Origin of the sequence: Sporolactobacillus kofuensis (genome assembly GCF_024125425.1) — a bacterium.
GTDB lineage: Bacteria > Bacillota > Bacilli > Bacillales > Sporolactobacillaceae > Sporolactobacillus > Sporolactobacillus kofuensis.
The window spans coordinates 85795-111972 of sequence record NZ_JAMXWN010000005.1; the positions used below are offsets into that span (position 1 = coordinate 85795).

At 43.8% G+C, this 26178-nt stretch carries 23 protein-coding genes, 1 other RNA gene and 1 pseudogene; 20 read left to right on the forward strand and 5 right to left on the reverse strand.

The features are described 5' to 3' along the window. Positions 1-98 precede the first annotated feature (98 nt). The 9 genes from NIE32_RS05630 (at position 99) to yajC (ending at position 7719) form a co-directional block, all read left to right on the forward strand. Complete coding sequence (locus NIE32_RS05630) at positions 99-1454, forward strand: LysM peptidoglycan-binding domain-containing protein (protein ID WP_253053770.1); 1356 nt, start codon at positions 99-101, stop codon at positions 1452-1454. A 150-nt stretch (positions 1455-1604) separates the two neighbouring features. Further along, positions 1605-2225: a YhcN/YlaJ family sporulation lipoprotein gene (locus NIE32_RS05635; protein ID WP_253053772.1), complete on the forward strand. Its 621-nt coding sequence runs from the start codon at positions 1605-1607 to the stop codon at positions 2223-2225. Positions 2226-2469: 244 nt separating this feature from the next. After that, positions 2470-3198, forward strand: a complete 729-nt coding sequence (locus NIE32_RS05640) for a YebC/PmpR family DNA-binding transcriptional regulator (protein ID WP_253053773.1) — start codon at positions 2470-2472, stop codon at positions 3196-3198. Between the two features lie 169 nt (positions 3199-3367). Further along, a complete protein-coding gene (ruvA, locus tag NIE32_RS05645; protein ID WP_253053774.1) occupies positions 3368-3967 on the forward strand; it encodes a Holliday junction branch migration protein RuvA in 600 nt (199 codons plus the stop codon). A 46-nt stretch (positions 3968-4013) separates the two neighbouring features. Next, positions 4014-4988 (forward strand): Holliday junction branch migration DNA helicase RuvB, encoded by a 975-nt coding sequence (gene ruvB / locus NIE32_RS05650; protein ID WP_253053959.1) that lies wholly within the window; start codon positions 4014-4016, stop codon positions 4986-4988. Continuing rightward, complete coding sequence (locus NIE32_RS05655; protein WP_253053775.1) at positions 4988-5188, forward strand: DUF2905 domain-containing protein; 201 nt, start codon at positions 4988-4990, stop codon at positions 5186-5188. Before ruvB ends, NIE32_RS05655 begins: the two co-directional genes overlap by 1 nt. 18 nt (positions 5189-5206) lie before the next feature. Further along, positions 5207-6253, forward strand: a complete 1047-nt coding sequence (gene queA, locus NIE32_RS05660) for a tRNA preQ1(34) S-adenosylmethionine ribosyltransferase-isomerase QueA (protein WP_253053776.1) — start codon at positions 5207-5209, stop codon at positions 6251-6253. Further along, complete coding sequence (tgt, locus tag NIE32_RS05665; protein ID WP_253053777.1) at positions 6250-7395, forward strand: tRNA guanosine(34) transglycosylase Tgt; 1146 nt, start codon at positions 6250-6252, stop codon at positions 7393-7395. Before queA ends, tgt begins: the two co-directional genes overlap by 4 nt. A gap of 30 nt (positions 7396-7425) precedes the next feature. Beyond that, complete coding sequence (yajC, locus tag NIE32_RS05670) at positions 7426-7719, forward strand: preprotein translocase subunit YajC (protein WP_253053961.1); 294 nt, start codon at positions 7426-7428, stop codon at positions 7717-7719. Positions 7720-7914: 195 nt separating this feature from the next. On the opposite strand, the gene NIE32_RS05675 is transcribed toward yajC, so the two are convergent. Continuing rightward, positions 7915-8292, reverse strand: coding sequence for a TIGR04086 family membrane protein (locus tag NIE32_RS05675; RefSeq protein ID WP_253053778.1), 378 nt, complete (start codon positions 8290-8292; stop codon positions 7915-7917). Positions 8293-8476: 184 nt separating this feature from the next. On the opposite strand from NIE32_RS05675, the gene NIE32_RS05680 reads away from it, so the two are divergent. Next, on the forward strand, positions 8477-9019 hold the full coding sequence (locus tag NIE32_RS05680) for a YetF domain-containing protein (protein WP_253053779.1): 543 nt from the start codon (positions 8477-8479) through the stop codon (positions 9017-9019). Here the strand turns inward: NIE32_RS05680 and spoVB are convergent. Next, on the reverse strand, positions 9016-10782 hold the full coding sequence (spoVB, locus tag NIE32_RS05685; protein WP_354327151.1) for a stage V sporulation protein B: 1767 nt from the start codon (positions 10780-10782) through the stop codon (positions 9016-9018). The two genes, NIE32_RS05680 and spoVB, sit on opposite strands and share 4 nt — an antisense overlap. Positions 10783-10798: 16 nt before the next feature. Here spoVB and NIE32_RS05690 point away from each other — a divergent pair, with 16 nt between their 5' ends. The 10 genes and pseudogenes from NIE32_RS05690 to ssrS all read left to right on the forward strand — a co-directional run bounded on the left by NIE32_RS05690 (position 10799) and on the right by ssrS (position 23731). Further along, complete coding sequence (locus NIE32_RS05690; RefSeq protein WP_253053781.1) at positions 10799-11089, forward strand: post-transcriptional regulator; 291 nt, start codon at positions 10799-10801, stop codon at positions 11087-11089. Between the two features lie 75 nt (positions 11090-11164). Continuing rightward, positions 11165-13421: pseudogene (gene secD, locus NIE32_RS05695) on the forward strand (protein translocase subunit SecD). Positions 13422-13448: 27 nt separating this feature from the next. Continuing rightward, on the forward strand, positions 13449-13796 hold the full coding sequence (locus NIE32_RS05700) for a LapA family protein (RefSeq protein ID WP_253053783.1): 348 nt from the start codon (positions 13449-13451) through the stop codon (positions 13794-13796). Positions 13797-13846: 50 nt separating this feature from the next. Continuing rightward, positions 13847-16183, forward strand: coding sequence for a single-stranded-DNA-specific exonuclease RecJ (recJ, locus tag NIE32_RS05705; RefSeq protein WP_253053785.1), 2337 nt, complete (start codon positions 13847-13849; stop codon positions 16181-16183). 84 nt (positions 16184-16267) lie between these two features. Further along, positions 16268-16780 (forward strand): adenine phosphoribosyltransferase, encoded by a 513-nt coding sequence (locus NIE32_RS05710; RefSeq protein ID WP_253053786.1) that lies wholly within the window; start codon positions 16268-16270, stop codon positions 16778-16780. A 334-nt stretch (positions 16781-17114) separates the two neighbouring features. After that, positions 17115-19292 carry a RelA/SpoT family protein gene (locus tag NIE32_RS05715; RefSeq protein WP_253053965.1) on the forward strand — a complete coding sequence of 726 codons (2178 nt, stop codon included), beginning with the start codon at positions 17115-17117 and terminating at the stop codon, positions 19290-19292. A gap of 16 nt (positions 19293-19308) precedes the next feature. Further along, positions 19309-19755, forward strand: coding sequence for a D-aminoacyl-tRNA deacylase (gene dtd, locus NIE32_RS05720; RefSeq protein ID WP_253053787.1), 447 nt, complete (start codon positions 19309-19311; stop codon positions 19753-19755). Between the two features lie 594 nt (positions 19756-20349). Next, entirely contained in the window at positions 20350-21612 is a 1263-nt protein-coding gene (hisS, locus tag NIE32_RS05725; RefSeq protein WP_253053788.1) for a histidine--tRNA ligase, read from the forward strand. Positions 21613-21696: 84 nt separating this feature from the next. After that, complete coding sequence (aspS, locus tag NIE32_RS05730) at positions 21697-23469, forward strand: aspartate--tRNA ligase (RefSeq protein WP_253053789.1); 1773 nt, start codon at positions 21697-21699, stop codon at positions 23467-23469. A gap of 76 nt (positions 23470-23545) precedes the next feature. Beyond that, positions 23546-23731, forward strand: a non-coding RNA gene (gene ssrS, locus NIE32_RS05735) — 6S RNA. 79 nt (positions 23732-23810) lie between these two features. Here the strand turns inward: ssrS and NIE32_RS05740 are convergent. From NIE32_RS05740 to pilM, 3 genes are read right to left on the reverse strand one after another with little or no spacing between them, the layout of a single operon-like run. Next, the gene (locus tag NIE32_RS05740) at positions 23811-24644 is read right to left on the reverse strand and encodes a hypothetical protein (RefSeq protein ID WP_253053790.1); all 834 of its coding nucleotides are present in this window, start codon (positions 24642-24644) and stop codon (positions 23811-23813) included. Positions 24645-24649: 5 nt separating this feature from the next. Next, the gene (locus NIE32_RS05745) at positions 24650-25216 is read right to left on the reverse strand and encodes a PilN domain-containing protein (protein ID WP_253053791.1); all 567 of its coding nucleotides are present in this window, start codon (positions 25214-25216) and stop codon (positions 24650-24652) included. Continuing rightward, complete coding sequence (pilM, locus tag NIE32_RS05750; protein WP_381450683.1) at positions 25213-26163, reverse strand: type IV pilus biogenesis protein PilM; 951 nt, start codon at positions 26161-26163, stop codon at positions 25213-25215. Before pilM ends, NIE32_RS05745 begins: the two co-directional genes overlap by 4 nt. Between the last annotated feature and the right edge of the window lie 15 nt (positions 26164-26178).

A 26178-nucleotide genomic window follows, 5' to 3' on the forward strand; every position in this document is an offset into this window, starting at 1 on the left:
AAACAAAAGACAACTTCTGCGCATAATTTTCAAAAGGAAAGAGTGGCAAAAAGCCTAAACCGGCCATATATATAAAATGACTTTCACAGGAGGGATGAATGACCGTGAAACTATATGTTGTCCAAAAAGATGATACATTGGCGGAAATTGCGCGTAAGCATGGCATGACCATTGACGAATTTAGGAAAATGAATACAGGATTATCCGAAGAATCGCTAACACAAGGGATGAAAGTAAAAGTAGCAATTGGAAAGCAGCCACTCAAACGAGTTATTCAGGCAAATGACCGAGCTGAGGCACCACATGTTCAAGCACCACAGACGCAACAAGTGCCATCAGCTCCGGTTGACCAACAACCAACAAGCCAACAACAACCAACTATGGAAGCACCAACACCTGCCCCAACACCAGAACAAATGCCAATGACACCAAACGTTACATTAGGAGCAACAGCACAACAACCATCGGCGAATACAGGTTTGCAAGGTACAGAAGCAGCACCGACAGAGTATCCGAATATTTTTTATCCGAAGCATCCCATGATGCAAGAGAATTGGACTACATCGGGAGCAGACGCTTATCCAAATAGTTCGGGACCTCATGGCCAAACAGGCATTAGTCCTGCGACTCAAGGTACGATGTGGAATGCAGTTAGCCCTGCTTCCCAAGGAGTCTCAAGTCCATACTATCCGAATACTGGGGGGATGGTTAGTCCGGAAACTCAGGGAAATGCGCTCAATCCTTATTACCCCACAGACGATGGCGGCAGTTTAATCAGTCCTGCCATGACCCCGGGAAGCAATGCAGCTGGTACTATGGGGAGTTTTGTGAATCCGATGATGCAGGGAGCAAGTGTCAACCCTTATTATCCAATGGGAAGTGGCGGAAATGTCATGAGTCCTGCGATGCAGGAAAATAATGCAAAGAGTTACCCTCAACCGACAAGCATGGCAGGCGAATCAACACCGCAGGTCGCACCAATGAATCCCTATCATCCGACCACTCAAATGGGGCAGATGAGTCCCTATTATCCACCGATGACGCCATGGAGCGGGAATAAACCTCAGTATCCGGTTAGTCATGGAACAATTAAGCTTGATCAGCCCTATGCAGGTGTAAGTGAAACAATGCCGAAAACACTTCCTTGGTCGAATACGCAAAACGCGAGCGCATCGACGCAAAGTAATCCATCAATGATGAAACCAAGTACAGGAAAATTATCCCCGGCAGGATCGGGAAAAGTTGGTGGTTATTCTTCTCCATACATGCCGGCAGCGAAGAGACCATGTACGGATTGTGGAGGGCCAACACTCTATTCTCCATATGCACAAATGCCTGTTGGAAGTTATTATGCAGGAAATCAACCGCCGCAAGCGCAGCCTATGCCCTATTCAGCATTGTCAAATCCAAATGCACCGATTTATCAACCAGAAGCATCAAAAAAACGTGAATGAAAGCATTCGTTCAAAAATCGCCGGGATAATGGGTTTAACGTAGGATGAATGACACCTATTTCTTCTAATTTTTGTTAATTAAACGGAAAAAATTCTTAAGCGTAAAAAAGCTCCTCTTCACACATGCTAAATGTGAAAGGGGGAGTAAAAGTGAAAAAAGCATTTATGAAATTGGGAACAGTACTGACATTAAGCGCATTTCTTGCTGGCTGTCAGGCAGATAATGCTGCTTATAATCGACCGGGAACACCACGTGACGTAAATTATCGCACAGGGTATAACAATCCAAATGGCACAGGGTATAACAATCCAAATGGAATGGGATATAACAATCCGAATGCCAATGGTGTACCGCCTACATCACCGGACTACACAAACTTTAATGGTAATGGTAACCAAATTAACAGGGTCAGCTACACGGATCAGAAACGGTTAGCGAAACGGATCGCAGATCGTGCGAATTCGGTAAAGGGCATAAAAGAGGCTCATGTTATTGTGACAGGGAATAATGTAGCGATTGGTGCCATTCCTGAAAAAGGACAGAACAATTACGCAAATCTTAGAAAAAAAGTACGTTTAGCTGTGTTGCCACTTGCCGGTGATCGTGAGGTACTGGTCTCTACCGACAAACGGTATGTCAAACGTATTACGGCAACAGAAGCCAACTTTAATGCAGGAAAAGCCACTCGAGAAGTCCGTTCAGACATTGTTGGGATCATGGATGACCTTTCCAAAGCAATCAAACGTCCATTTCAAAATAACACGAAATAAGTAAAGTATGTTCCAGGAAAAGAGCAAGGGCAAACCCTTGCTCTTTTTTTTAGTATAAAAAATGGGTATAATGGGAACGGAATGAGTTTTGCGGAGTACGTTGAACGTATGGCGAGGAACATAACCCGCTAAAAAGTGGGGTCATCAGGGGTACGGCTGTGACCGGCTCTTTTTAGTGTTTATGTTTTTTTCTGTACAGTTTACGTTGTTCGAACCCGCAATCATCTTGAGAGGAGAAAAGACAATGTCTGGACATTCAAAGTGGAATAACATACAACATAAGAAAAATGCAATGGATGCCGCACGTGGAAAAGTGTTTATGCGGCTATCTAAGGATATCTTTCTTGAAGCCCGTCATGGGGGCGGAGATCCGAGCATGAATGCCGGCTTGAGGCATGCAATCGAAAAGGCCAAAAGTGCAAATATGCCAAACGATAACATTTCCCGGGCAATCAAGAAAGCGACTGGTAACTTGGATGGCGTCACTTATGAGGAGATTACCTATGAAGGTTACGGACCAGGCGGAGTTGCTGTCATGGTTGACGTATTGACGGATAATCGAAATCGCTCAGCTTCAGATATCCGTCACGCCTTTACAAAAAGCGGTGGTAATCTTGGTGAATCTGGGAGCGTATCTTTCTTGTTTGATAAACAAGGAATTATTGAGATCGAAGCCAAGGACGGTCTGGATGAAGACGAAGTCATGATGGATGCTGTTGAAGCCGGTGCCGATGATATGAGAACTGAGGATGATCGTTTTATTATCGTAACAACACCGGAAGCATTCGAGGATGTTCGGAAATCGTTGACGGAAGAGAAAGGTTATGAAATTGATCGTGCTGAAGTCACGATGATTCCAACGACAAAAACAGCGTTGACGGGTACGGATCTGGAAAAGATGGAAACTCTGATTGAAACACTTGAAGATAACGATGATGTTCAGGATATCTACAGCAATCTTGATGAGGATTAATGATTGAATAAATAATGTGGATAGACTTAATGGGACATTCGACTCCGAATGTCCTTTTCTATCGGTTGAGCGTCTATTTGGTTTTTCTTGGGGCAAACGTCTGCCTTATGATATGATAGACGAAGGTTAAGTAAAGATCGAAGTTATCGATAGATGAGGGGTTAAATTCGTGTTTGATTATATCAAAGGCATTCTGACGTATCTCTCTGGTAATGGTATTGTTATCGAAAATGGTGGTTTCGGCTACCGTATACTTTGTGCCAATCCCTTTAGTTATCAGCCGTTGCTGAACAAAGAGACAAAGGTTTATCTCTACCAGTATTTACGTGAGGATGCAAGCCTGCTCTATGGGTTCCAAACAAGAGAAGAGCGAGAACTTTTTGTTCGATTACTCTCTGTTTCGGGAATCGGTCCTAAAAATGCACTGGCCATTCTTGCTTCGGGTGATCCGGATGAGGTGATTCAGGCTATCGAAGCAGAGGACGAAAAATTTCTGACACGTTTTCCGGGTATTGGTCGTAAAACCGCAGGACAAATTGTGCTTGATTTAAAAGGGAAACTTAAAGAATTTTCGATTCAACCTTCCCTTTCAAAGGAAAGTGAAACCGATACACAACTGGAGAACACATTGGCTGAAGCCGTTGATGTTCTATCCATGCTCGGTTATTCCGAACGTGAGATCCGCAAGGTTGTTCCAGAATTAAGAAAACAGAACCTATCTGCTGAAAACTATGTGAAAGTAGCTCTGAAACAACTATCAAAACGCTAAGGAGGGCGATGTTTTGGAAGACGATCATTTACTTTCAAGTGACTCCATGCTTGAAGATCAAGGGCTTGACCGGTCCATTCGCCCTTCAGATCTTGACCAATATATTGGTCAGGAAGAAATCAAACAGAATCTAAAAGTGTTTATTCGTGCAGCGAAAGAAAGGCAGGAACCACTTGATCATGTACTGTTGTATGGACCGCCAGGCCTTGGAAAAACGACACTTTCTATGATTATTGCAGCGGAGATGGGCGCTGGTATTCGAACAACTTCAGGGCCGGCACTTGAACGCCCAGGAGACCTTGCAGCAGTACTGTCTTCGCTTGAACCCGGTGATGTGCTTTTCATCGATGAAATTCATCGCTTGCCACGCCATGTTGAGGAAATCCTTTATCCGGCGATGGAAGATTTTTGTATGGATATTGTCATTGGAAAAGATGAGACCGCACATTCAGTACGGATTAACTTGCCGCCTTTTACATTAGTTGGTGCGACCACTCGTGCGGGATATCTCTCTCCGCCGCTTCGAGATCGGTTTGGCGTTATCAGCCGATTGCAATTCTATACACCGGAAGAGTTGGCGATGATTATTAAGAGAACCGCTTCAGTGTTGGTCACAGATATCGAAGAGGATGCATGCTTCGAAATTGCGCGCCGCTCACGTGGTACACCTCGGATTGCCAATCGTTTGTTGAAGCGTATACGTGACTTCGCACAAGTGGAAAGTGACGGTATTATTGATCAGAAAACCGCACGTAATGGTTTGAAACGTTTGCATGTTGATGAAGCAGGCTTAGACCGCGTCGATCACCAGCTGCTGCTCGGGATCATCGGCCAGTTCCATGGGGGACCGGTTGGATTGGATACATTGGCCGCTGCGATTGGTGAAGAACGCCATACCATTGAAGATGTTCATGAGCCCTATCTGCTTCAAATTGGCTTTATTCAGAGAACGCCCCGCGGACGTGTTGCAACGGAACAAGCCTATGCGCACTTTCATATGGAGAGGAAGGAACGGAACTGATGGGTGACTTCGGCAAAGTTCTTATGATCATTGGTGTTGTCCTCTTTTTAATTGGCCTCTGTTGGCCGCTCATGGGTCGTTTGCCCGGTGACCTCTTTGTTAAAAAAGGGAATGTCACAATAATTTTCCCTATTGTTTCATGCATTATCATTAGTCTTGTTTTATCACTAATTATGTATATTATTAATCATTTTAGATAAATGGAAGAGAGTGCTCAAATGGACGTATCAGATTTTGACTATGAACTACCGGAAGAATTGATTGCACAAACACCACTAAAAGATCGCGCAGCATCCCGTCTCATGGTATTGAATCCGAATAAGGACCGCATTGCGCATCATACTTTTAGTGAAATTATTGATTATCTGAATCCTGGCGATAGTCTCGTATTGAATGATACCAAAGTGCTTCCTGCACGTTTAATCGGTCATAAAGAAGAAACGGGTGCGAAGATTGAACTTTTGCTCTTGAAGCAAAAAGAAGGAGATTCATGGGAATGTTTAGCAAAGCCAGCGAAACGTGTGCATGAAGGTGCACGTATTTCCTTTGGTGATGGAACGCTCGTGGCAGAATGTACGGAGGAACTTGATGAAGGCCGTCGCATGGTGACTTTCCACTATCAAGGTATTTTTTATGAAGTGCTTGAGGCACTGGGGAAAATGCCATTACCGCCTTACATTAAAGAACAACTCGATGATCCGGATCTCTACCAAACCGTATATGCGAAGCATCGCGGCTCAGCAGCAGCACCAACAGCAGGTTTGCATTTTACAAAAGAATTACTTGCGGAAATTGAGAAGAAAGGCGTGCATCTTGTGTTCATCACCTTGCATGTCGGACTCGGCACGTTCAGACCTGTAAAAGTGGACAAGATCGAGGAACATACCATGCACTCTGAATTCTATCAGATGTCCGCTCAGGCAGCAGAACAGCTCACAAAAACGCGCAAAGAAGGAAAACGTATTATTGCTTGTGGGACGACCGTTATTCGTACACTAGAGACCATAACAGCAAAATTTGACGGCAAGTTTGAAGAAACTTCCGGTTGGACGGATATCTTCATTTATCCAGGCTTCCGTTATCGTTCTATAGATGGTATGATCACTAATTTCCACTTACCAAAGTCAACATTGATCATGCTTGTCAGTGCATTTGCGGGTCAAGACTTTACGATGAAAGCATATCGTGAAGCAGTTAAGGAAAGGTATCGTTTCTTCAGCTTTGGCGATGCTATGTTTATTGAGGAAGGAATTCATCATTCATGAACCATGCTGCAGTAACTTATGAATTAATCAAGACGGATAAAAAAACCGGTGCAAGGCTAGGTAAACTTCATACACCACATGGTACGTTTGACACGCCGATGTTCATGCCCGTTGGGACACAAGCAACCGTTAAGACGATGAGCCCCGAAGAATTGAAGGAGATGGGTGCTGGCGTTATCCTCAGCAACACCTACCACTTGTGGCTGCGACCGGGTGAACAAATCGTAGAAGAAGCCGGTGGTTTGCACAAATTCATGAACTGGGATCAAGGCATTCTCACTGATTCCGGCGGCTTTCAAGTGTTCAGTCTGAGTAAGCTTCGAGATATTTCTGAAGAAGGTGTACATTTCCGCAATCATTTAAACGGTGAAAAATTGTTCTTGTCCCCTGAAAAATCGATTGCGATTCAAAATGCACTGGGGTCAGATATTATGATGGCATTTGACGAATGCCCTCCGTTTGACTCATCTTTCGATTACATGAAAACCTCAGTTGAACGGACCAGTCGATGGGCGGAGCGCTGTCTCGCTTCAAACATACACCCGGAACGGCAAGCTTTGTTTGGGATTGTTCAAGGTGGCGGTATTAAAGAACTGCGCGAACAGTCTGCGCGTGATCTAACTTCACTTGATTTTCCAGGCTATGCAATTGGCGGCTTGTCCGTAGGTGAACCTAAGGAAAAAATGAACGAAATGCTGAGTTATACGACACCGTTACTCCCATCGAATAAACCGCGCTATCTGATGGGGGTTGGGTCTCCGGATTCGTTAATTGATGGCGCAATCCGAGGCATCGACATGTTTGATTGCGTCTTGCCGACGCGAATTGCTCGAAATGGTACCTGCATGACCGAACATGGGCGGCTGGTCATTCGAAATGCAAAATATGCCCATGATTTCGGGCCAATTGATGCTTCATGCGATTGTAAAGTGTGCAGAAATTATTCGCGTGCTTATATTCGGCACTTGGTGAAAGCAAATGAAACGTTCGGATTTCGTCTAACTACTTACCATAACCTTTATTTTCTGATAAAATTAATGAAGCGTGTCCGAGCCGCAATCAGAGAAGATCGGTTGCTTGAGTTCAGGGAATCATTCTTTGATTCTTACGGTTTTAACAAACCGGATGCAAAAAACTTTTGAAATGAGAAGGGAAGATATTCATTGAACCTGATGCAATTTTTACCGTTATTAGTGTTCGTGGCGATTTTTTATTTTCTTCTGATTCGCCCGCAGCAAAAAAGAACGAAACAAACTAGAGAAATGCAGGCTTCATTGTCCAGAGGCGACAAGGTTATTACGGTCGGTGGACTCCAAGGTACGATCGATTCCATTGACGATCAGAATGCAGTACTTCGTTGCGGCGGAAACAAGTTGACTTTCGAACGTAATGCAATCCGTTCGGTCCTGAAAAAGGCTAATGCACCTGAACCGGCTGCGGAAGCGGAAGAAAAAAGCGAAAAATAAAGATCATGAACTGTCAGTTAAGCCATCGTTCCGGCCTAGACTGAACCTTCTTTGCACATACTTCAGATTTTGCAGAATTACTTTATTAATGATGAAAAAAGCGCCCGAGTATTCTTTCGGCCGCTTTTTTTCATGCATATAAGTAGGATGCGCTCAAATACATACAACGTTTCTTTACACAACCTTCTTGATCACTTAATGCTTTAAGGAAAAAAGATTAACGCCAATTACGCCGCCGAGTGATGAAGCAGCAATGTTGGCGATAGAAAAGAGGTATTGATTTAGACTTGGGTGCTGATCGAGTCCAAGAAACTGAAAAAAAAGACTGAACAAGCTATAAGCAAGCCCTGTTAAAGCACCAATTACTAATCCTTTTTCTTTCATCTTTGATCCTGAGATCATTCCGCCAATGAATAAAGCGAGAATTGAGATGATAATGGGAAGAATCGATCCGCTGCCTTCAGCAAATGACGTGAAACGCAAAAGTGAAGCCAGTAAGAAGGCAGAAGCGAGCACAATGATGATCGCAGCGATCATTCCGTAAGTGACGGCACTTAGCCAATTTCGAGACATGTATCATTCCTCCTTTGGATAATATCAATGAAAAAAGTAACTTAAGGTAACTGTCAAATGCTACACCATGACCTATTCATAGTTATGTTTATTCGGACAAGACACTTTTGATGACCTGTCCGATTCATGAAATTCTGTGCTTTGCTCATAATAAATACGAATCAGAATTATGAGGAGGAGCGGAATGGGGACTTCATCAACACGGATCATTGTATTGGCGTTACTCATGTTTTTTGGATTTAGAAAGTCATTATCCACCAAAATGTCGGATCAATCATGTTCGGAAGTTCTGATGATTTTTTCTGCTGTGGAATTCGCCGTTGCAGCGATCCTTCAACCGTACAAACCGTTGCTCCCTATTTTAGTTCCTCTTCTTATTCTTATTTGTTTCTACCGAGGACGATTTTTGTGCTATCGGATCATGGCGGAATGGTCGAATCGAAATCGCCTTATTGAATTTTTGGATAAACACGAGCTAAAAAAGAAACGTCAAACATCGACGAAACACGAATCGGCGATTAACGAGCCGCCTAGGATGGGAATCGCACTTATCGAGGACGGAAAGGTTCGCGGTGATCACTTGAAACAGATCGGAAAGACGCCACTTTGGCTAAGACAGGAATTAAGAAAGTTTGGTTACCGCAACCTTCGACAGGTGAATTATCTGACCATGGATCTTCTTGGTAATTTCTACATGGACGTAAATAAACGCTTGCGTAAAGATTAGTTGAACCATTTCCCAATCATAGGAAGTTGGCTCAGTTGTTCTTTTTGCAGGAGGCCAAGAAACAAAGCAAGCATCAGGTAAAAGATGGTGATTAAGCTGAGCAGAATGAACGTGCGAGGCAGAAGCGCTAAACCTGTGAAACTACGCTGAATCAGAATGTGTGCAACAAAACCTGAAAAGGCAATGAGGATGCCAGTCCGAATATAGTCTCGAATAATTAGTGAGAATCCAATCGCTTTGAACATGACCACCGCATGGAGAACAGTAACCAGGACAACATTCGTACAAATTGCTAATGCCGTGCCCCTAATTCCAAACTCAGGGCGACAGGTAAGCACGAAAAGCATTGCTGTTTTCACAATCATTCCGATGAGGGTGTTATACATAGCTGCTTTGGCAAGATCAAGGGCCTGAAGTACCGCATGCATGGGCGCTTGGAAATAAAAAATAAGAAAGAATGGGGTCATCCAATATAAAAATTGTGCAGATTCCGGGGAATCATATATGATCTCCATTAAAGGCTCTGCAAACATATACGTCACAACAATGGAAAGACCACCGGTGAGCATTGCGATTCGAAGTGCTTGGTTTAAGCGATAGTGAATCAAATGATAAGATTTACGGGCATACGCTTCACTGACTGCAGGGACGAGTGAAACGTGTAGTGCATGAGTAATAAAGCTCGGCAATAAGAGCAGCGTCATGGCGTACCCTGTTAATTGTCCGTAGAGTTGTGTAGACGTTGCGACGGAAAAGCCAGCAATTACCAATGCATGTGAAACGATCATAGGTTCAAAGAAGTTACCGAGCGATGAAATGAGACGGCTTCCCATCGTCGGTAAACCGATACGGAGCAATTCACTGAGAATTTCACGTGTTCCTCTCAAAGATTTCCTCTTTGGCCCTTTAAGCTTAATGCGCTCTTCGCGTTTAAATACATGAAGCATATAAAGGAGAGAGGCACATTCTCCAGCTGAACCGGCAATCATTGCACCCGCAGCAGCATAGGCAACACCGTAAGGCATAAGCAGATTAGCAAGCGTTGCCACAAGGGAAATACGAACGATTTGTTCGACAATTCCTGAAAAAGCATAAGGCTTCATATTTCGTATCCCTTGAAAATAGCCGCGAAGCACTGAGCTCACCGCAACAATCGGTATAACAGGGGTAATGGCAAGCAATGGATAGACAACACGGGTATCGGCAAATAAATACTTTGCAGTAATAGGAATGATAAGGAGCATCACGGTTGTCAGAATGACACTGACAATACTCACAATAGCGAGTGACCAAACCAAAACTAATTTTATTTTTCGATAGTTTCCAAATGCTTGCGCCTCTGCCACGAGCTTTGAAATCGCTACGGGTAAGCCAATTTCAGTCAAAGTGACAACAAGGAGCATTGCAGGAAACGCCATCATAAACAGCCCGACCCCTTCATCACCAATAACTCTTGCCAGAACCATCCCATTAATCATTCCAAGAATGCGTGTAACGAGTCCCGCAGACATTAAGATAAAGGAGCCTTTTAAAAAGGATTGTCTTGTCATTGTTTGTCCGCCTTTTACTGTTGCATTTAGATAAAGTTCGCCTTGGTTTACCACAAGTGTTTGTACACTTAGCTGTGGGCTAATTGAATTATATGCATTGAGGATGGATAAGCATGACAAGCTGTCACTGATTTCTGCATATTTAATGAAATAGGCGGTCAGTCCATTCAAATTGTGTTTCGTATTCTTTCTCAAATATGCTATTATAGGCATTATGGGAGGAATCGAAATGCCGGATGGACAAATTGATGATATGGAAAAATGGCGAACGATAATCGAGCCATTTCTTAAAAGCAAATTAAATGAGTTTCATCTGCTTGGCCTTAATCACTTGAAAATGGATGAGTTCTGGCAATTCGTGAAAGAATCACTGGAAAAAAAGAAAGATGAAAAACCCGAACGAATACATGAAGTGGTAGCGGCGGTCATGGCGCTTACAGTGAATGATTATATGAACAAGTTGCGCGTTGACTTGTTCAAAAACAGTTCGAAAGACCGCGACCCGTCGTTCTTCAGATAAATGAGATTCGCAAACGGGGGGGTGCTTTCGCTTTTAAGCGAGAGCTGGATAAAGAGAAGGGAGTAGGCTTAGACAATGGTTAAAAAAGGACCGATTTTTTCCTTTTTCGCACTTATAATTGTGCTGGGAATCATCATTGGTTTTGCAGTAAATCCCATCATACATAGGGTTAACTTGGGACTTGACTTAAAAGGTGGCTTTGAAGTTCTGTATCAGGTCAAACCACTGAAGGCAGGTCAAAAAATCGACAGTGATACAATGAGCAACGCAGTAGCAGCAATTAATAAACGAATCAATGTGCTCGGTGTTAGTGAACCAAACATTTCGATTGAGAACGGAAATCGAATTCGGGTTCAGCTTCCAGGCGTTAAAAATGAAAAACGTGCCCGTCAGTTGCTATCGACAACCGCAAAATTGGAATTTCGCGATTATAAGGATCGGCTGATGATGGATGGCTCGGATTTGAAACCGGGAAAGGCGAAGGTTGCCTTCGATGAAATGAATAAACCGATGGTTACCCTTCAGCTCAAAGATCCTGAAAAATTCGCAAATGTTACTAAGAAGATTTCGAGTTATCCAAGCATTCCAAATCGCGATAATGTGCTTGTTATTTGGATGGATTACAAGAAAGGCGATTCTTATCAAAAAGAAGTTGGGAAAAAGAATCATAAATTTATTTCAGACCCTAGTGTAACCAGTGAGTTGAATACATCCGATGTACAAATTACCGGAAGCTTTACGATGCAAGAAGCAACTACGTTGAAGGATTTGCTGAACTCCGGTTCTTTGCCAGTACGGATGGATGAAATCTATTCTACTTCAGTAGGTGCACAATTCGGACAAGACTCCATGAAAGAAACAATCTATGCAGGTGCACTTGCGATAGCAGCGATCATGCTTTTCATGCTTGCGTTCTATCGTTTGGGTGGTTTAATCGCAAACATAACCCTGGTCATTTATATGGCGATTGTCATGGGCGTGTTTGTGGGCTTGCAAGCAGTGCTTACGTTACCAGGTATCGCCGCGATGATTCTTGGTATCGGAATGGCCGTCGATGCGAATATTATTACGCTTGAGCGTATTAAAGATGAACTACGGGGTGGCAAGTCGGTGCTCTCTGCATTCAAGGCAGGAAATCATCGAGCGTTGCCGACTGTAGTCGATGCCAACCTAACGACGATCATTGCGGCAGCTGTTCTATTCGTACTCGGCGTCAGTGCAGTTAAAGGATTCGCTGTAATGCTGTTGATCAGTAATGTGGTTACATTCTTGACATCCGTTTATGGTGCTCGTCTGCTTCTCGGACTTCTAGTTCACAGCCGCGTTCTCAATGACCACCCATGGCTGCTTGGCGTGAAGAGGAGGGATATTCGTGGAAATGAATGATAAAATGAATTATAAACATTACAATAAATTTTATGACCACTTTGATTTTATGAAATACAGAAATGTGTTCTTTACTCTTTCTGCTGTTCTTATACTGCTGGGTATTGTTTCACTCTTTGTGTTTAAACTGAATCTGGGTATTGATTTCTCAAGCGGTACCCGGGTAGATGTACAAAGCAACCAGCCGATCTCTATTGAGAAAGTTGACCAAGCTTTTCGGGCAATGCATTATGACCCGGAACGTCCGGTAATTTCCGGTACACATAAAAATATCGCAACCGTGCGTATTAACAAAGAACTTAATCAGCATCAAATTGCTGCAGTTAAGAGCAAAATTAAGGATCAATTCGGAATTGAGCCTAATGTAAGCACTGTATCGCCTCAAGTCGGACGAGATCTTGCGAAAAACGGGATTTTTGCTTTAATCCTTGCATCAATTGGGATCATTATCTATGTCTGGATTCGCTTTGAATTTCTCCAAGGTTTAACTGCTGTGCTTGCCTTGATTCACGATGCATTTTTCATCGTGACCGTCTTTAGTTTGTTCCATATTGAGGTCGACATTTTAATTATTCCAGCCATTTTGACAATTGTCGGTTATTCCATTAATGATACGATCGTCACCTTTGACCGTGTCCGTGAGAATCTGAAGCTTAGCCGCAGACGACTATCGACAATTGAAGAAATTGGCGAGATTGTGAACTTAAGTATTCGCGAGACATTAACAAGATCAATCAATACTGTATTAACGGTACTGTTGCCTGTTATCTTGTTAATGATCTTCGGGAGTGAATCGATTCGTACGTTCACACTCGCTTTGTTTGTTGGGTTGATTACCGGTGTCTATTCATCCATCTGTATTGCTTGCCCACTTTGGGCTGTGATGAAAGTTCGCTATCTCGATAGACGGAAGAAAAAGAGAACAGTTCAGACGCAAGCAGAGTAATCCGGAGGAATTGGAGGTGTCCGTAAAGTGAAAAAGCAATGGAGAATACTGCTTGTATTGGTATTCACGTTAATCATTGTTCTTTTTTCCATTGCAAATGTGGATACGGTGCGTTTTAGTTACTTGTTCGGATCGTTAAGAATGCCGTTAATCCTTGTCATTATCGGTTCAATCCTTATCGGTGCTCTATTGATTGGATTCTTTACCTATTCGACAATCTACAAGCAGCGGCACCGAATAAGCAAATTGGAACGTGAACTTCATCGATTAATCGAACTTCATCCGGAAGATTCCGATCGGATAAAAGTAGAAATCACTGATGAAGATGACACGGCGAGAGAGACACGAACCGCTGAGCGGCGATCAAAACGATGAAGTTAAGCCTCAGCCGAGGATCCGATTATTGAAGGAGGCGCAGAGGCGGAATGCTGAAATCGAATAACCATTGGACAATAAAAAAAATAGATGAAGAAAAGGTGCAGCGGCTCTCAGAGTCGCTGCATATTTCTGTGATTACTGCACGTTTACTTGTGGCGCGCGGACTTGAAGATCCCGAAGCTGCTCGGAAATTTTTACACTGTGACGAGACTACATTCTATGATTCTTTGAAAATGAAAGGAATGCATGCTGCATCTGAGAGAATTTGTCAGGCTATCGATCGTGGAGAGCCGATCCGAATCTTTGGTGATTATGATGCTGATGGGGTGACGTCTACTGCAATACTTGTCCGTGCATTGCGCGCTTTGGGTGCACAAGTTTCCAGCTATATTCCTAATCGATTTAAAAATGGTTATGGACCTAATGTTGAAGCTGTGGAACAAGCAAGAAAAGATCATATTCGCTTAATTGTGACTGTAGATTCAGGGATTGCGGCTCGCGAGCCTGCTGAGTTAGCCAAAAAACTAGGTATCGATTATATTATTACGGATCATCACGAACCACCGGCCCACCTTCCGGATGCAGACACGATCCTTAATCCAAAACAAACAGATTGCATGTATCCTTTCAAAGGCCTCTCTGGAGCAGGTGTAGCGCTTAAATTGGTTCAAGCAATCTGTCCACCAAATTTATTTGATGAAAATTGGGTTGCACTGGCTGCGATCGGAACCATAGCAGATCTTGTTCCACTTATCGCCGAAAATCGACTGATTGCGGTAAAAGGGTTGAAAAGGATAAACGAAGGCTCATTGGTCGGAATTGATGCGCTGAAAACGAAGGCATCAGGAGCAGGTCCGGTTGATAGCGAAGTGATTGGTTTTCAGGTGGCTCCACGAATTAATGCGGCAGGAAGAATGGATGATGCACAAATTGCACTGGATTTGTTGCTCACTGATGACACAGAGGAAGCGGCAATGTTCGCCGAACAGCTGGAACGTTTGAATCAGGAGCGAAGAGCAATTGTTGAACAAATCGCGAAAGAGGCAGATGAACAGGCAGCCGGTTACGTGGAACGCGGAGATAAGGCTCTTGTTCTTGCCGGGATGAATTGGCATCAAGGCGTGATTGGCATTGCCGCTTCGAAAATTGTAAATAAGTACTACCGACCGGTCATCATTCTAAGTGTGGACCCTGAGACAGGTCTTGCGAAAGGTTCTGGGAGGAGCATTGAAGGCTTTAACCTTTACCAAGGGTTGGTGGATAGTGCGGATGCTCTGATTCAATTTGGCGGTCACCAAATGGCGGCCGGTTTAACCCTTGCAAGCTCAAAAATTGATCAATTTAGAGAGACTTTTGTTGCGGCGGCGGAACATGCCCTTGATCCAGAGGATCTTGTGCCTCAGCTTATCTGTGATGGAATATCTAAAGTGGATGATCTTTCGGTTGAATTAATTGAAGAAATAGCAAAGCTATCACCGTTCGGCACGGACAATCCACGACCGATTTTCCAGATTGAAAAGACTCCAATTTCAAAAATTGGTGCGGTTGGACGTGACAGTAGTCATTTGAAAATGACCTTTAAGGGTGAGCAGAAAGAATTAGATGCTATTGGTTTTGGCTTTGGAAAATGGATGAACATGATCTCTCCGGATGATGAAGTTGCTGCTGTTGGTGAGTTAAGTATCAATGAATGGAATGGTTTTAGAAAACCACAACTGATGATTCGAGATCTGCGCGTAGAAGACGTTCAGGTGTATGATTGGCGATCAGAAAAGATGTTCGCAGAGAAAATGAGTCTCTTGCTTGATGACTCAGTAACATTTCTCGCTTTTCATCAAGAGACGATTGATCATTTTCAGCTGGGGGCAGATACTCTTCTCTTTGAATCAGGTATCAGCATTTCAGACAATGCACTTGTACTGCTCGATTTACCGGACACTGAAGATCAGCTTGTGCAACTTATTCAGAAAAACAGGCATATCAATCGTTTCTATTGTGTGTTTTACCATTCGCAGGATCATTATTTCTCTGCATTTCCAGATCGTGAACATTTTGTTTGGTACTATGCACTGATTCGTCAAAGACACTCATTTGATCTCGCATCGATGACTCGTCAGATTTCAGGATACAAAGGGTGGACGGAGCATGCGATTTCATTTATGACACAGGTGTTTTTTGATCTTGGTTTTGTTAAAATAGATAAGGGTATTTTAACGGACGTTCCTGCACCTGAAAAGGTACCGCTAACAACGTCAACAGTATATCAACATGAGAAGAAGATGCGAGAAATAGAAGCACTTTTCTGTTATTCGCCGATGGCAACAATAAAAGAATGGTTTCGTCGTCATCTGAGTGTAGACACAAATCTCGTTGAACGGTCGTAATGCAAAGGAACTTTTAAAATGTAAAGACGTACTCATCATCGAAGAGAGACAGGAAACATAATCGAAACGGAGAGAAAACAAAGCATGGATTATGAAAAGTATATTAAGTCAGTCATGGATTTCCCATCAAAAGGGATTAACTTTCGAGATATTACCTCATTGCTTGAGGAAGGACCGGTTTACCAATCCGCAATTAACGATTTAGCAAAATTCGCAAAAAGCAAGAATGCTGAAATTGTTGTCGGACCTGAGGCGCGTGGATTTGTGATTGGTGGCCCACTTGCCTATTCGCTAGGCATCGGGTTTGTTCCTGTACGGAAACCAGGCAAACTGCCTCGTGAAGTTGCCACTGTCTCCTATGAAAAAGAATATGGCACAGACACTTTGTGTATCCATAAGGATTCAATTAAGCCAGGGCAACGCGTCATCGTCACTGACGACCTTTTGGCAACAGGAGGAACGATTGAAGCGACGATTAAATTGGTGAAGGAATTAGGCGGCATCGTGGTTGGTGTTGTCTTTCTGATTGAATTGACAGAACTTAACGGAAGCGAATTGCTCAAAGATTACGATGTATGCTCATTGATTAAATACTAAATCTTTTTATCGGAGTGCCTGAAGAAGGGCACTCCCTTTTCTACTCTATTGGATTCATGTCGGTGGGGTTTTATCGTCCGTTCGAATGGACAAACTGATAAATACTTTACATTATTGGCTGTTTCTTTGATAATGATCATTAAAGGTACAGAGTTTTTTGGTTAATTGCTATCAATAGGACAATGACATAAGTGAACAAATGCGTGTTACGATCTGTGAAAGAATTAGCTGGGTCTTATTTTAAGATAATCATTTATTCCTCCTTTATTAATGAATGACAAGAATCTGATAACATGAGTCTCGATAAGAGATTGCGCTTATAGGTGATGATATGATGACAATGGATGAACTCATTCAACAGGCTTCTACCTATCTTGATAAAAATGATATTGCACTACTCAAGAAAGCCTATGAATTTGCAAATGAGGCGCATAAGGGACAGGTTCGTAAATCAGGCGAGCCATATATCATGCATCCCATTGAAGTTGCCGGTATTCTGGTAGAACTGAAGATGGATGTGATTACGATTGTGAGCGGCTTTCTGCACGATGTTGTGGAGGATACGCCGATTACTTTAGAGGACATCCGCGAGAAATTTGGTGACAACGTTGCCGAACTTGTTGATGGCGTGACCAAATTACGGCATTTTGAGTATACATCTAAGGAAGATCAACAGGCGGAAAATCATCGTAAAATGTTTGTGGCGATGGCGCGTGATTTGCGCTGCGTGATTGTGAAACTTGCAGACCGTCTGCACAATATGCGGACGCTTAAGTTCATGAGCCATGAAAAGCAAATTCAAAAGGCTAATGAAACAATGGAGATCTTTGCCCCTCTGGCGAATCGTCTCGGTATTTCCACGATAAAATGGGAGCTTGAGGATATTTCTCTGCGCTATCTGAAGCCGCAGCAATATTACAAAATTGTCAACTTGATGAAGCAAAAAAGAGATGAACGTGAAGCGTATGTTGCACAGGTTGTTGAAGATCTGAAGCAATATGTGAAGTCCGTACATATTGATGCTGAAATATCAGGTAGGCCAAAGCATATTTACAGCATCTATCGAAAAATGGTGAATCAACATAAACAGTTCAATGAAATCTATGATCTGTTTGCTGTCCGGATCATTGTGAAGAGTATAAAAGATTGCTATGCCATCTTAGGTATTATTCATACACACTGGAAACCAATGCCGGGGCGATTTAAAGATTACATTGCCATGCCGAAAGCCAATATGTACCAATCACTCCATACAACGGTAATCGGTCCTAAAGGCGATCCGCTCGAAGTTCAGATTCGTACTGAAGAGATGCATGATGTCGCTGAATATGGTATTGCTGCGCACTGGGCATACAAAGAAGGAAAAGTTAAGAATATCAATAACAAATTTGAAGATAAACTGACGTGGTTCCGAGAAATTCTTGAGTATCAAAAAGAAACGGATGATGCCAAAGAATTCATGGAATCTCTGAAAATGGATTTGTTTTCCGATACAGTATTTGTCTTTACACCAAAAGGCGATGTGATTGAATTACCGGTAGGTTCCGTTCCGATTGATTTTGCCTATAGAATTCACACTGAGATTGGGAATAAGACCGTTGGTGCAAAAGTTAATGGGAAAATGGTCCCGCTGGACTATAAGTTAAAAACCGGGGATATTGTCGATGTAATGACGTCCTCCCATTCATATGGGCCGAGTCGAGACTGGTTGAAGATTGCGCAAAGCTCAGCGGTTAAGAATAAGATTAGACAATGGTTCAAGCGTCAGCAACGTCAAGAAAATGTGGCGAAGGGACACGAAATGCTGGAAAAGGAACTCCGCAGCCAGAATCTGAGCTTGAAGGACAATTTGACTGAAGAAAAAATCATGCACGTTGCGAAGAAATTCAATTTTTCTCATGAAAATGAGCTGTTCGCAGCGATTAGCTATGGTGGCATTACTGCGAAGCAAGTGGTGACACGGCTGACAGAGGATGATCACAAACCATCTGAAGCAGCAGAAGCAGAAGAACGGATCAAGCAGTTTTCAGAAAATAAGCCAAGTGCAAATCAACATCGGAAAACATCGCTTGGTGTTCGTGTTAAAGGTGTTGATAATCTGCTGGTTCGGCTTGCACGATGTTGCAATCCGGTTCCAGGTGATGCAATTGTCGGCTATATTACCCGTGGCCGAGGGGTAACGATTCATCGCATCGATTGCCCCAATATCAAGAATGAAGAACATCAGCGATTAATGAACGTTGAGTGGGAAAATAATGAATCGAAATCGAAAGCTTATAATGTCGATATCGAAATTATGGGCTATGATCGAAGCGGATTATTAAATGAAGTGCTTCAATGCGTATCGGATGCACATACGCCTATAAATGGTGTTTCCGGTCGAGCAGATAAAAATAAAGTAGCGACAATTCACATGACCATTGCAATCACTAATATTGATCATCTCTACCGCGTTGTTGAGAAAATCAAGCGGATTCCAGAAATTTATTCTGTACGCCGTGTGATGCAATAGAAAAGGGTGACATTCAGTGAGAGTTGTTTTGCAACGTGTGACACATGCACAAGTCGAGGTTGAAAATAAAGTTGTCGGGCGTATTGACCATGGCTTACTTCTACTCGTAGGGATCAAAATGGGTGATACCGAGGAAGATATTCAATACGTTTCGGATAAAATCGTGGGTTTACGTATTTTTGAAGATCAGGTTGGAAAAATGAATCAATCAATTATGGACGCCGGCGGGGCAATCCTCTCTGTGTCACAGTTTACGCTTTATGGGGATACATCAAAGGGGAGAAGACCAAGTTTTATTGAGGCTGCACGGCCTGAAATAGCCAAGCCGCTTTATGAGCGATTTAATCGGAACTTGAGTGCAAATGGTTTACACGTTGAAACGGGGGTATTTGGTGCAGACATGGCTGTTTCATTGGTCAATGACGGTCCAGTTACCCTTATAGTGGAAAGTAAAAATCACTAATAAAGCAGCAAATGGTCAGAAAAGGCATTTTTTGCGAACCCTTGACATTTTTATCGAAGATACGTAGTATAAAAGAACGAACAATGCCAGTGACGAAGAGGTTTTTGGGAAATCGGTCATCAGAGAATGCATGCCATGGGCTGAGAGCATGTCGGCAAAGATTCCTAGACAACAGACACTTCAGAGGCGTTCCTTTGAACAGGTTGAGGATTGTACATCAACACTCAGTAGGGGGAAACGTATTCCGGGCGTTAACCGGTTTTCAGAGGAAGCGTTTTTTGAAATGCTTCAAATGAGGGTGGTACCACGAATGTTCATTCGTCCCTTGTCTGTCGGTTTACCGATGGACAAGGGCTTTTGTTTTTTTTAGCTTTTTTTACGACCCAATAAAGGAAGTTGAAATGGACTTCCACTAACCACGCGTACGTCCGCTGTACAATGTGGAAGTCACCGTATCCAGCGGAAATTCAGCGATTTCCAAAGGTTTGGCGTGCCCAGTTTACCGGACGCATAAATTAAATTTTTTGCACAGAAAGAGATGTTGCTGCGATAAGCGGCATTGATGCGAACATGGTTAAAGGAGGAAACTATTCTGTGACTATTCAAATTCCCCGCGGTACTTATGATGTCCTGCCTGAGGATGCAGTAAAATGGCAGAAAATCGAAGCAATCGCAAGAGAGATCTGCGCCTTATTTAATTACAAAGAAATACGAACACCGATCTTTGAATCCACCGACTTATTTCAGCGAGGCGTCGGCGATACCACGGATATCGTACAAAAGGAAATGTATTCGTTTAAGGATCGTGGTGATCGCGATCTGACGTTACGACCGGAAGGAACAGCTTCGGTCGTCCGCGCTTATGTTGAACACAAGCTATACGGAGCGCCAAATCAACCGCAGAAACTTTATTACATTGGACCGATGTTCCGTTATGAACGGCCACAGGCAGGGCGCAACCGCCAATTTACACAATTCGGTTGCGAAGTGCTTGGATCAGCGGATCCATCAATCGACGCAGAAGTCATTGCGCTTGCACTGTCTTTTTATCGCAAAATCGGCTTGAAGAAGCTGAAACTCGTGCTGAACAGTCTCGGTGATCCGGAAAGCCGTAAAGCACACCGAGAAGCGCTGATCGCACATTTCAAACCGTCGATCGGAGAATTTTGTGAAGACTGCCAAAATCGTCTGGAAAAGAATCCGCTGCGTATTCTCGATTGCAAAGAGGACCACAATCATCCATTGATGGTGTCAGCACCTTCAATTGTTGATTACCTCAATGAGGCGTCGCATGATTATTTTGAAAAAGTTAAGGCGATTTTGGATGGGATGGGCATTGATTATGAGCTAGATCCAACGCTTGTCCGTGGGCTTGACTATTACAACCACACCACTTTTGAGATCATGGGTGCGAGCCAAGGTGCGATCACTACATTGATGGGTGGCGGTCGTTATAACGGACTTGTCAGCGAACTTGGCGGTCCGGAAACACCGGGTATTGGCTTTGCACTAAGCATTGAACGTCTGCTTCTTGCGCTTGAAGTTGAAAAGATTGAGCTCGATGCGGATGCGTTGCTTGATTGTTTTGTCGTCGCAATCGGCGATCCTGCTGAGCAGAAAGCACCGGTACTATTGAATCAATTGCGCCAAGCCGGTCTACGTGCCGACAAGGATTATATGGCCCGTAAGGTCAAAGGTCAGTTTAAACAGGCAGATCGCGAACGTGCACGATTTGTGATTGTGATCGGCGATGAAGAGCTTGACGCACAGAAAGCTGTTGTCAAGAATATGGCAGACGGTACGCAGGAAAACATCGCATTTGATGAATTAACCAATTATCTAAAAGAAAAGCTTTGATTCATACAGCTGATATTTTTCACTGTAAAGTGAACCCTGTGAGCAATGAATTATACCATTGATTGATTCTAAGGAGGAAAAGTAATGTATCGCAACGCGAATTGCGGCGAATTAACCGAAGTATCCGCCGGTCAAAAAGTAACCTTAGCCGGATGGGTGCAAAAACGAAGGGACTTGGGTGGTGTCATTTTTATTGACCTGCGCGATCGTTCCGGAATCGTTCAAATCGTTTTCAATCCTCAGGTGTCTCAAGAAGCATGGAACAAGGCAGACAAACTGCGCAGTGAGTATTGTGTGACTGTTACCGGTGAAGTCACAAAGCGCGAACCGGAAGCGATCAATGAGAAGATTAAAACCGGTATGATCGAAGTCATGATCAGCGATATTACCTTGTTAAATAAATCAAAGACGCCGCCGTTTCCAATCGAAGACGAAATTGGCGCATCAGAAGATGTACGCTTGAAATATCGTTATCTCGATCTTAGGCGTCCGGAAATGCTGGAAACTCTGAAGATGCGCCACAAAATTACACATACCTTGCGTGAATTTCTTGATGGGAAAGGATTTCTCGATGTCGAGACGCCGATCCTGACCAAGAGCACTCCGGAAGGCGCACGCGACTACCTTGTCCCGAGCCGTGTTCATCCTGGCGAATTCTATGCGCTGCCGCAATCGCCACAGTTGTTCAAACAATTACTGATGGCATCCGGAATTGAAAAATACTATCAAATTGCTCGCTGTTTCCGTGATGAAGACCTGCGTGCTGATCGCCAGCCTGAATTTACTCAGGTTGACATGGAAATGTCGTTCTTCGAAGTGGAGACCTTCCAAAACATGATCGAAGACATGCTCGTTCGTGTGATGAAAGACGTGAAGGGGATTGAAATCCCGCGTCCATTTAAACGCTTGACCTATGCAGAAGCGATTGATTTGTACGGCAGCGACAAACCGGACACGCGTTTCGGCATGACACTGATTAATCTGACTGACATCGCTGCAGACAGCACACTCAAGGTATTCAAGGAAGTTCAGGAAAAAGGCGGACTCGTAAAAGCGATCAATGCCAAAGGTGCCGCATCGCAATTCTCACGCAAACAAGTCGATGAAGATCTGAAAGCTATTGTTACACCTTATGGAGCTAAAGGGTTGGCATGGTTGAAAGTTGAAGAAGGCGGAATGAAAGGCCCAATCGCGAAATTCTTTGACGAAGCATTGACTGCGCGTATTATTGAACGGACGAATGCGGAACCGGGAGATTTATTGCTCTTTGTTGCCGATAAGAAGAAAATTGTTGCCGACAGTCTGGGCGCTTTGCGTCTACATCTTGGCAAGATTCTCGGTCTGATCGATGAAAAAGCCTTCAATTTCTTATGGGTAACGCATTTCCCATTGCTCTCATACAGCGAAGAAGAGCATCGCTATGTAGCAGAACACCATCCGTTTACGATGCCTGTTGTCGAGGATCTCGACCGAATTGAGAGCGATCCGGGTAGCGTACGCGCCCAATCCTTCGACATGGTCTTGAATGGCTTTGAACTTGGTAGTGGCTCTCAGCGTATTAGCGATCCTGAGATGCAAGAACGTATGTTTAAGTTGCTCGGCTTTACTGAAGAACGTGCCAAAAAGCAATTTGGATTCTTGCTGGATGCCTTTGAATACGGGGTTCCGCCACATGGCGGTATGGCGCTTGGTATCGACCGCATTGTGATGCTGCTTGCCGGCCGCACAAGTCTGCGCGATACCATCGCATTCCCGAAAACCGCAAGCGCGAGTGACGTGATGACTAAGGCGCCAAGCGAAGTCAGCCTTGCCCAGCTGAGTGAGCTGCATCTTGATGTCGCAACGATTCTAAAATAACTGCCAGTATTATCCAGGCTGAACAGCCTTGATAAGCGCTTTCAGATATGTTAAGATAAATGCATCAGTTAAGAAGAAAATCCTGAAGTGTTAGTCGAATGTCGTTATGTTTTGACCGAACATGTTTTGATAGGGAGTCTGAAGTTTTCACTCGGAGCGCATGCCCGCGCAAGGGACCCGCAAACTGTGGAACAGGGCACCCACCTGCTTATAAGTGCGGGTTTCAAAGCTGCGGCTTCGCAACGGCACGTTCGGGATTTTTTTATTTTGCAGAAAAATAAATCCGGAGCCGGGAGATCACATCCCCAGTTCCGGATTTTTGCTTTATTTTAGAAATAATATTATTTAGCTGAGTACAGGGTAATAGTCAGTACCATCTGAGCAGACGGCTCAGATGCAGCAGAAGATGAACTGCTGTCATTCTGTGATTGAGCATCAGTCTGACTGCTGTCTGACGTGCTTGTCTGGTCATCCGAACCATCCGCGTTTGTCTGAACTGCTGATGGTTCCTTCTGTGCTGTAGAGGAGGAATCATCGGAGGATGAAACAACAGAACTTTCTCCGGTGTTTGAACTCTGGCTTGTCCGTGTTGAGGTTACCTTATCGATGACCAGCAGCCTTCTCTGTGTTTCAAGGTAACCGACAAATGCATAAAGTTGAGCATTCGTAGATGAATTTAGGGTGATCTGATAAGTGTTCGCTGTGAGTAATTTATTCAGATCAGCTTTTGATTGCGTAGCCGCTTTGGCGCCCGTACTTGAGCTGCTGCTTGAGTCGGGGGGACCACTCGATGATGACGTCCCCGACAAAGCGCTGTCTCCAGAATCCGTATTGCTCTTAACAATTGATACAAAGGAAATGCCCATAGATGCAGCCTTATTCTGAGCAGAAGAGAAGAAGGCTTCCACGCGCGGGTCCTTTGGCAAAATCGATTGATCCACTTTCTGCCCGAGCAGTTCTTCCTCTTTCGCTTGTTTCTTTTTTTCCGCTAAAGCTTTCTTTTGCTCTTTGAGCTGTTTCTGCTTGAGTGCCACCGTGTCTTTATACATAGCTATGTTCTTTTTTGAGTACGCAAGATCATCCTGAACAGGCGCGATTTTTAAAAAATAGAAGAGGGTAAACCCGGTCAAGACGATGAATATGGATAGAATGCTAATGAAGCCTGTTTTATTCATGGCGATTAATCCTTTTTCTTAGTGATCGGCAAGCTCGCTGCTGTGTGCATGGTAAAGGTTAGCTGATAACCCTTAGTTTGATCAATTGATGATCCACTCGAGGGATCTATTTGATTTACTTGAGTTACGACGACCTTTGAGAAGTAACGTTGCTTTCTCAGTCTATCAATATAGGGACGTATATCGGCAAAAGACGGCACGTCAGCGGTTACGGTCATTTTTCCGGTTGTATCGTAGTCAATAGTTGTGAACGATCCGCTTGTCGGCAGTTCCTTAGTCATCTCTGCCCAAGTTGTGAAAAGCGTTAATCGGTTAAGTAGAATCTCATTGACAGCATCGGCAGGCGTCGGCTTTGTACTCACTTCCGGTTGTTTAAACTCGATCGTTTTATTCGCGCGCGCTTTCCAGGCTGCTTCCTGTTTCTGAACCGACTGCAGCTCGCTATTTAGATGCCAATTGTATACTGCTAATGTAATCAGCCCTGCAAGACAAAATATAGCGAATGCAATAATGAAGAGGATCATTTTCGGTGAAGTCTTTTGTTCATAGGGAAGGAGGTTAATATCAATCATTTCATCCCCTCCTTCAATGCGAGACCAATGACGGGAATAAATGCCGTACTCATCGAATCCGAATCTTGAAGGCGCTCACGGTCAAAATATAAGGTGTTCACGTCTTGCGTCACCATTGCGCTCAGGGTCTCCTTGAGTTGGTCGCTCTGCTCGGTATCGCCAAGCAGATAGATCGCCGTCACTTCATCCGTTCCTTTTCGCACGCTGTACTGGTAGAAATTCAGCATCCGTTCGATTTCGGTCGCAGCATTCAGTGCAAAAGCTTCCTGCGCGACTTCCTGATCAACGCCCTTGAGGCTAACTTGGCGGACGAACATTGGAATCTCCTGATCGAAAATAGATACATAAAGTGCTTCTTTCTCCAGCTGCACATACATCCGTTGTTTGTCGCTATACTGGGGATAATTTTGCCGCACCCAGCGCTCGGTGCCAAGTGCACTGAATTCGGCATTTACCGGATTCAGACCGGCGTTTCCCTGAAGTTTCCGGTATTGTGTCACAATTGCTTCCGGTGCAGCAATCAGCAGTACCTTCGTACCGGTTGCTGCTCGGCTGATGACATGAAAGTCAAAAACAGCTTGTTCAAACGGAAGCTGTATTTTGTTGCCAATCTCGATGAAAAAGTAATTCTGCAGCTCAGGATCCGATTTAATGCCGGGAAAATCGAACTGCCGAAGGATCAGCTGCGAATCGGGAATTGCAAAGTACGTCCGTTTGCCTTTTGCTTTCAACGCATGCACCATATCCTTAAGATGCGCAGTAAATGCTTCTTCGTCTTTAACGCGGCCATTCTCAACAATGCCGGGGCTCAGCCATTCTTCCCAATAATCGAGATGCGCAGCATCATTGCTTGTACCGTGAGACAGCACCATGCGGATCGAATAATCGGAAATGGTAAGGCCGACACGTGCATGCGATTGAAAGAGTTGTAACCATTTCTCAAACACAGACATCATTCCTAA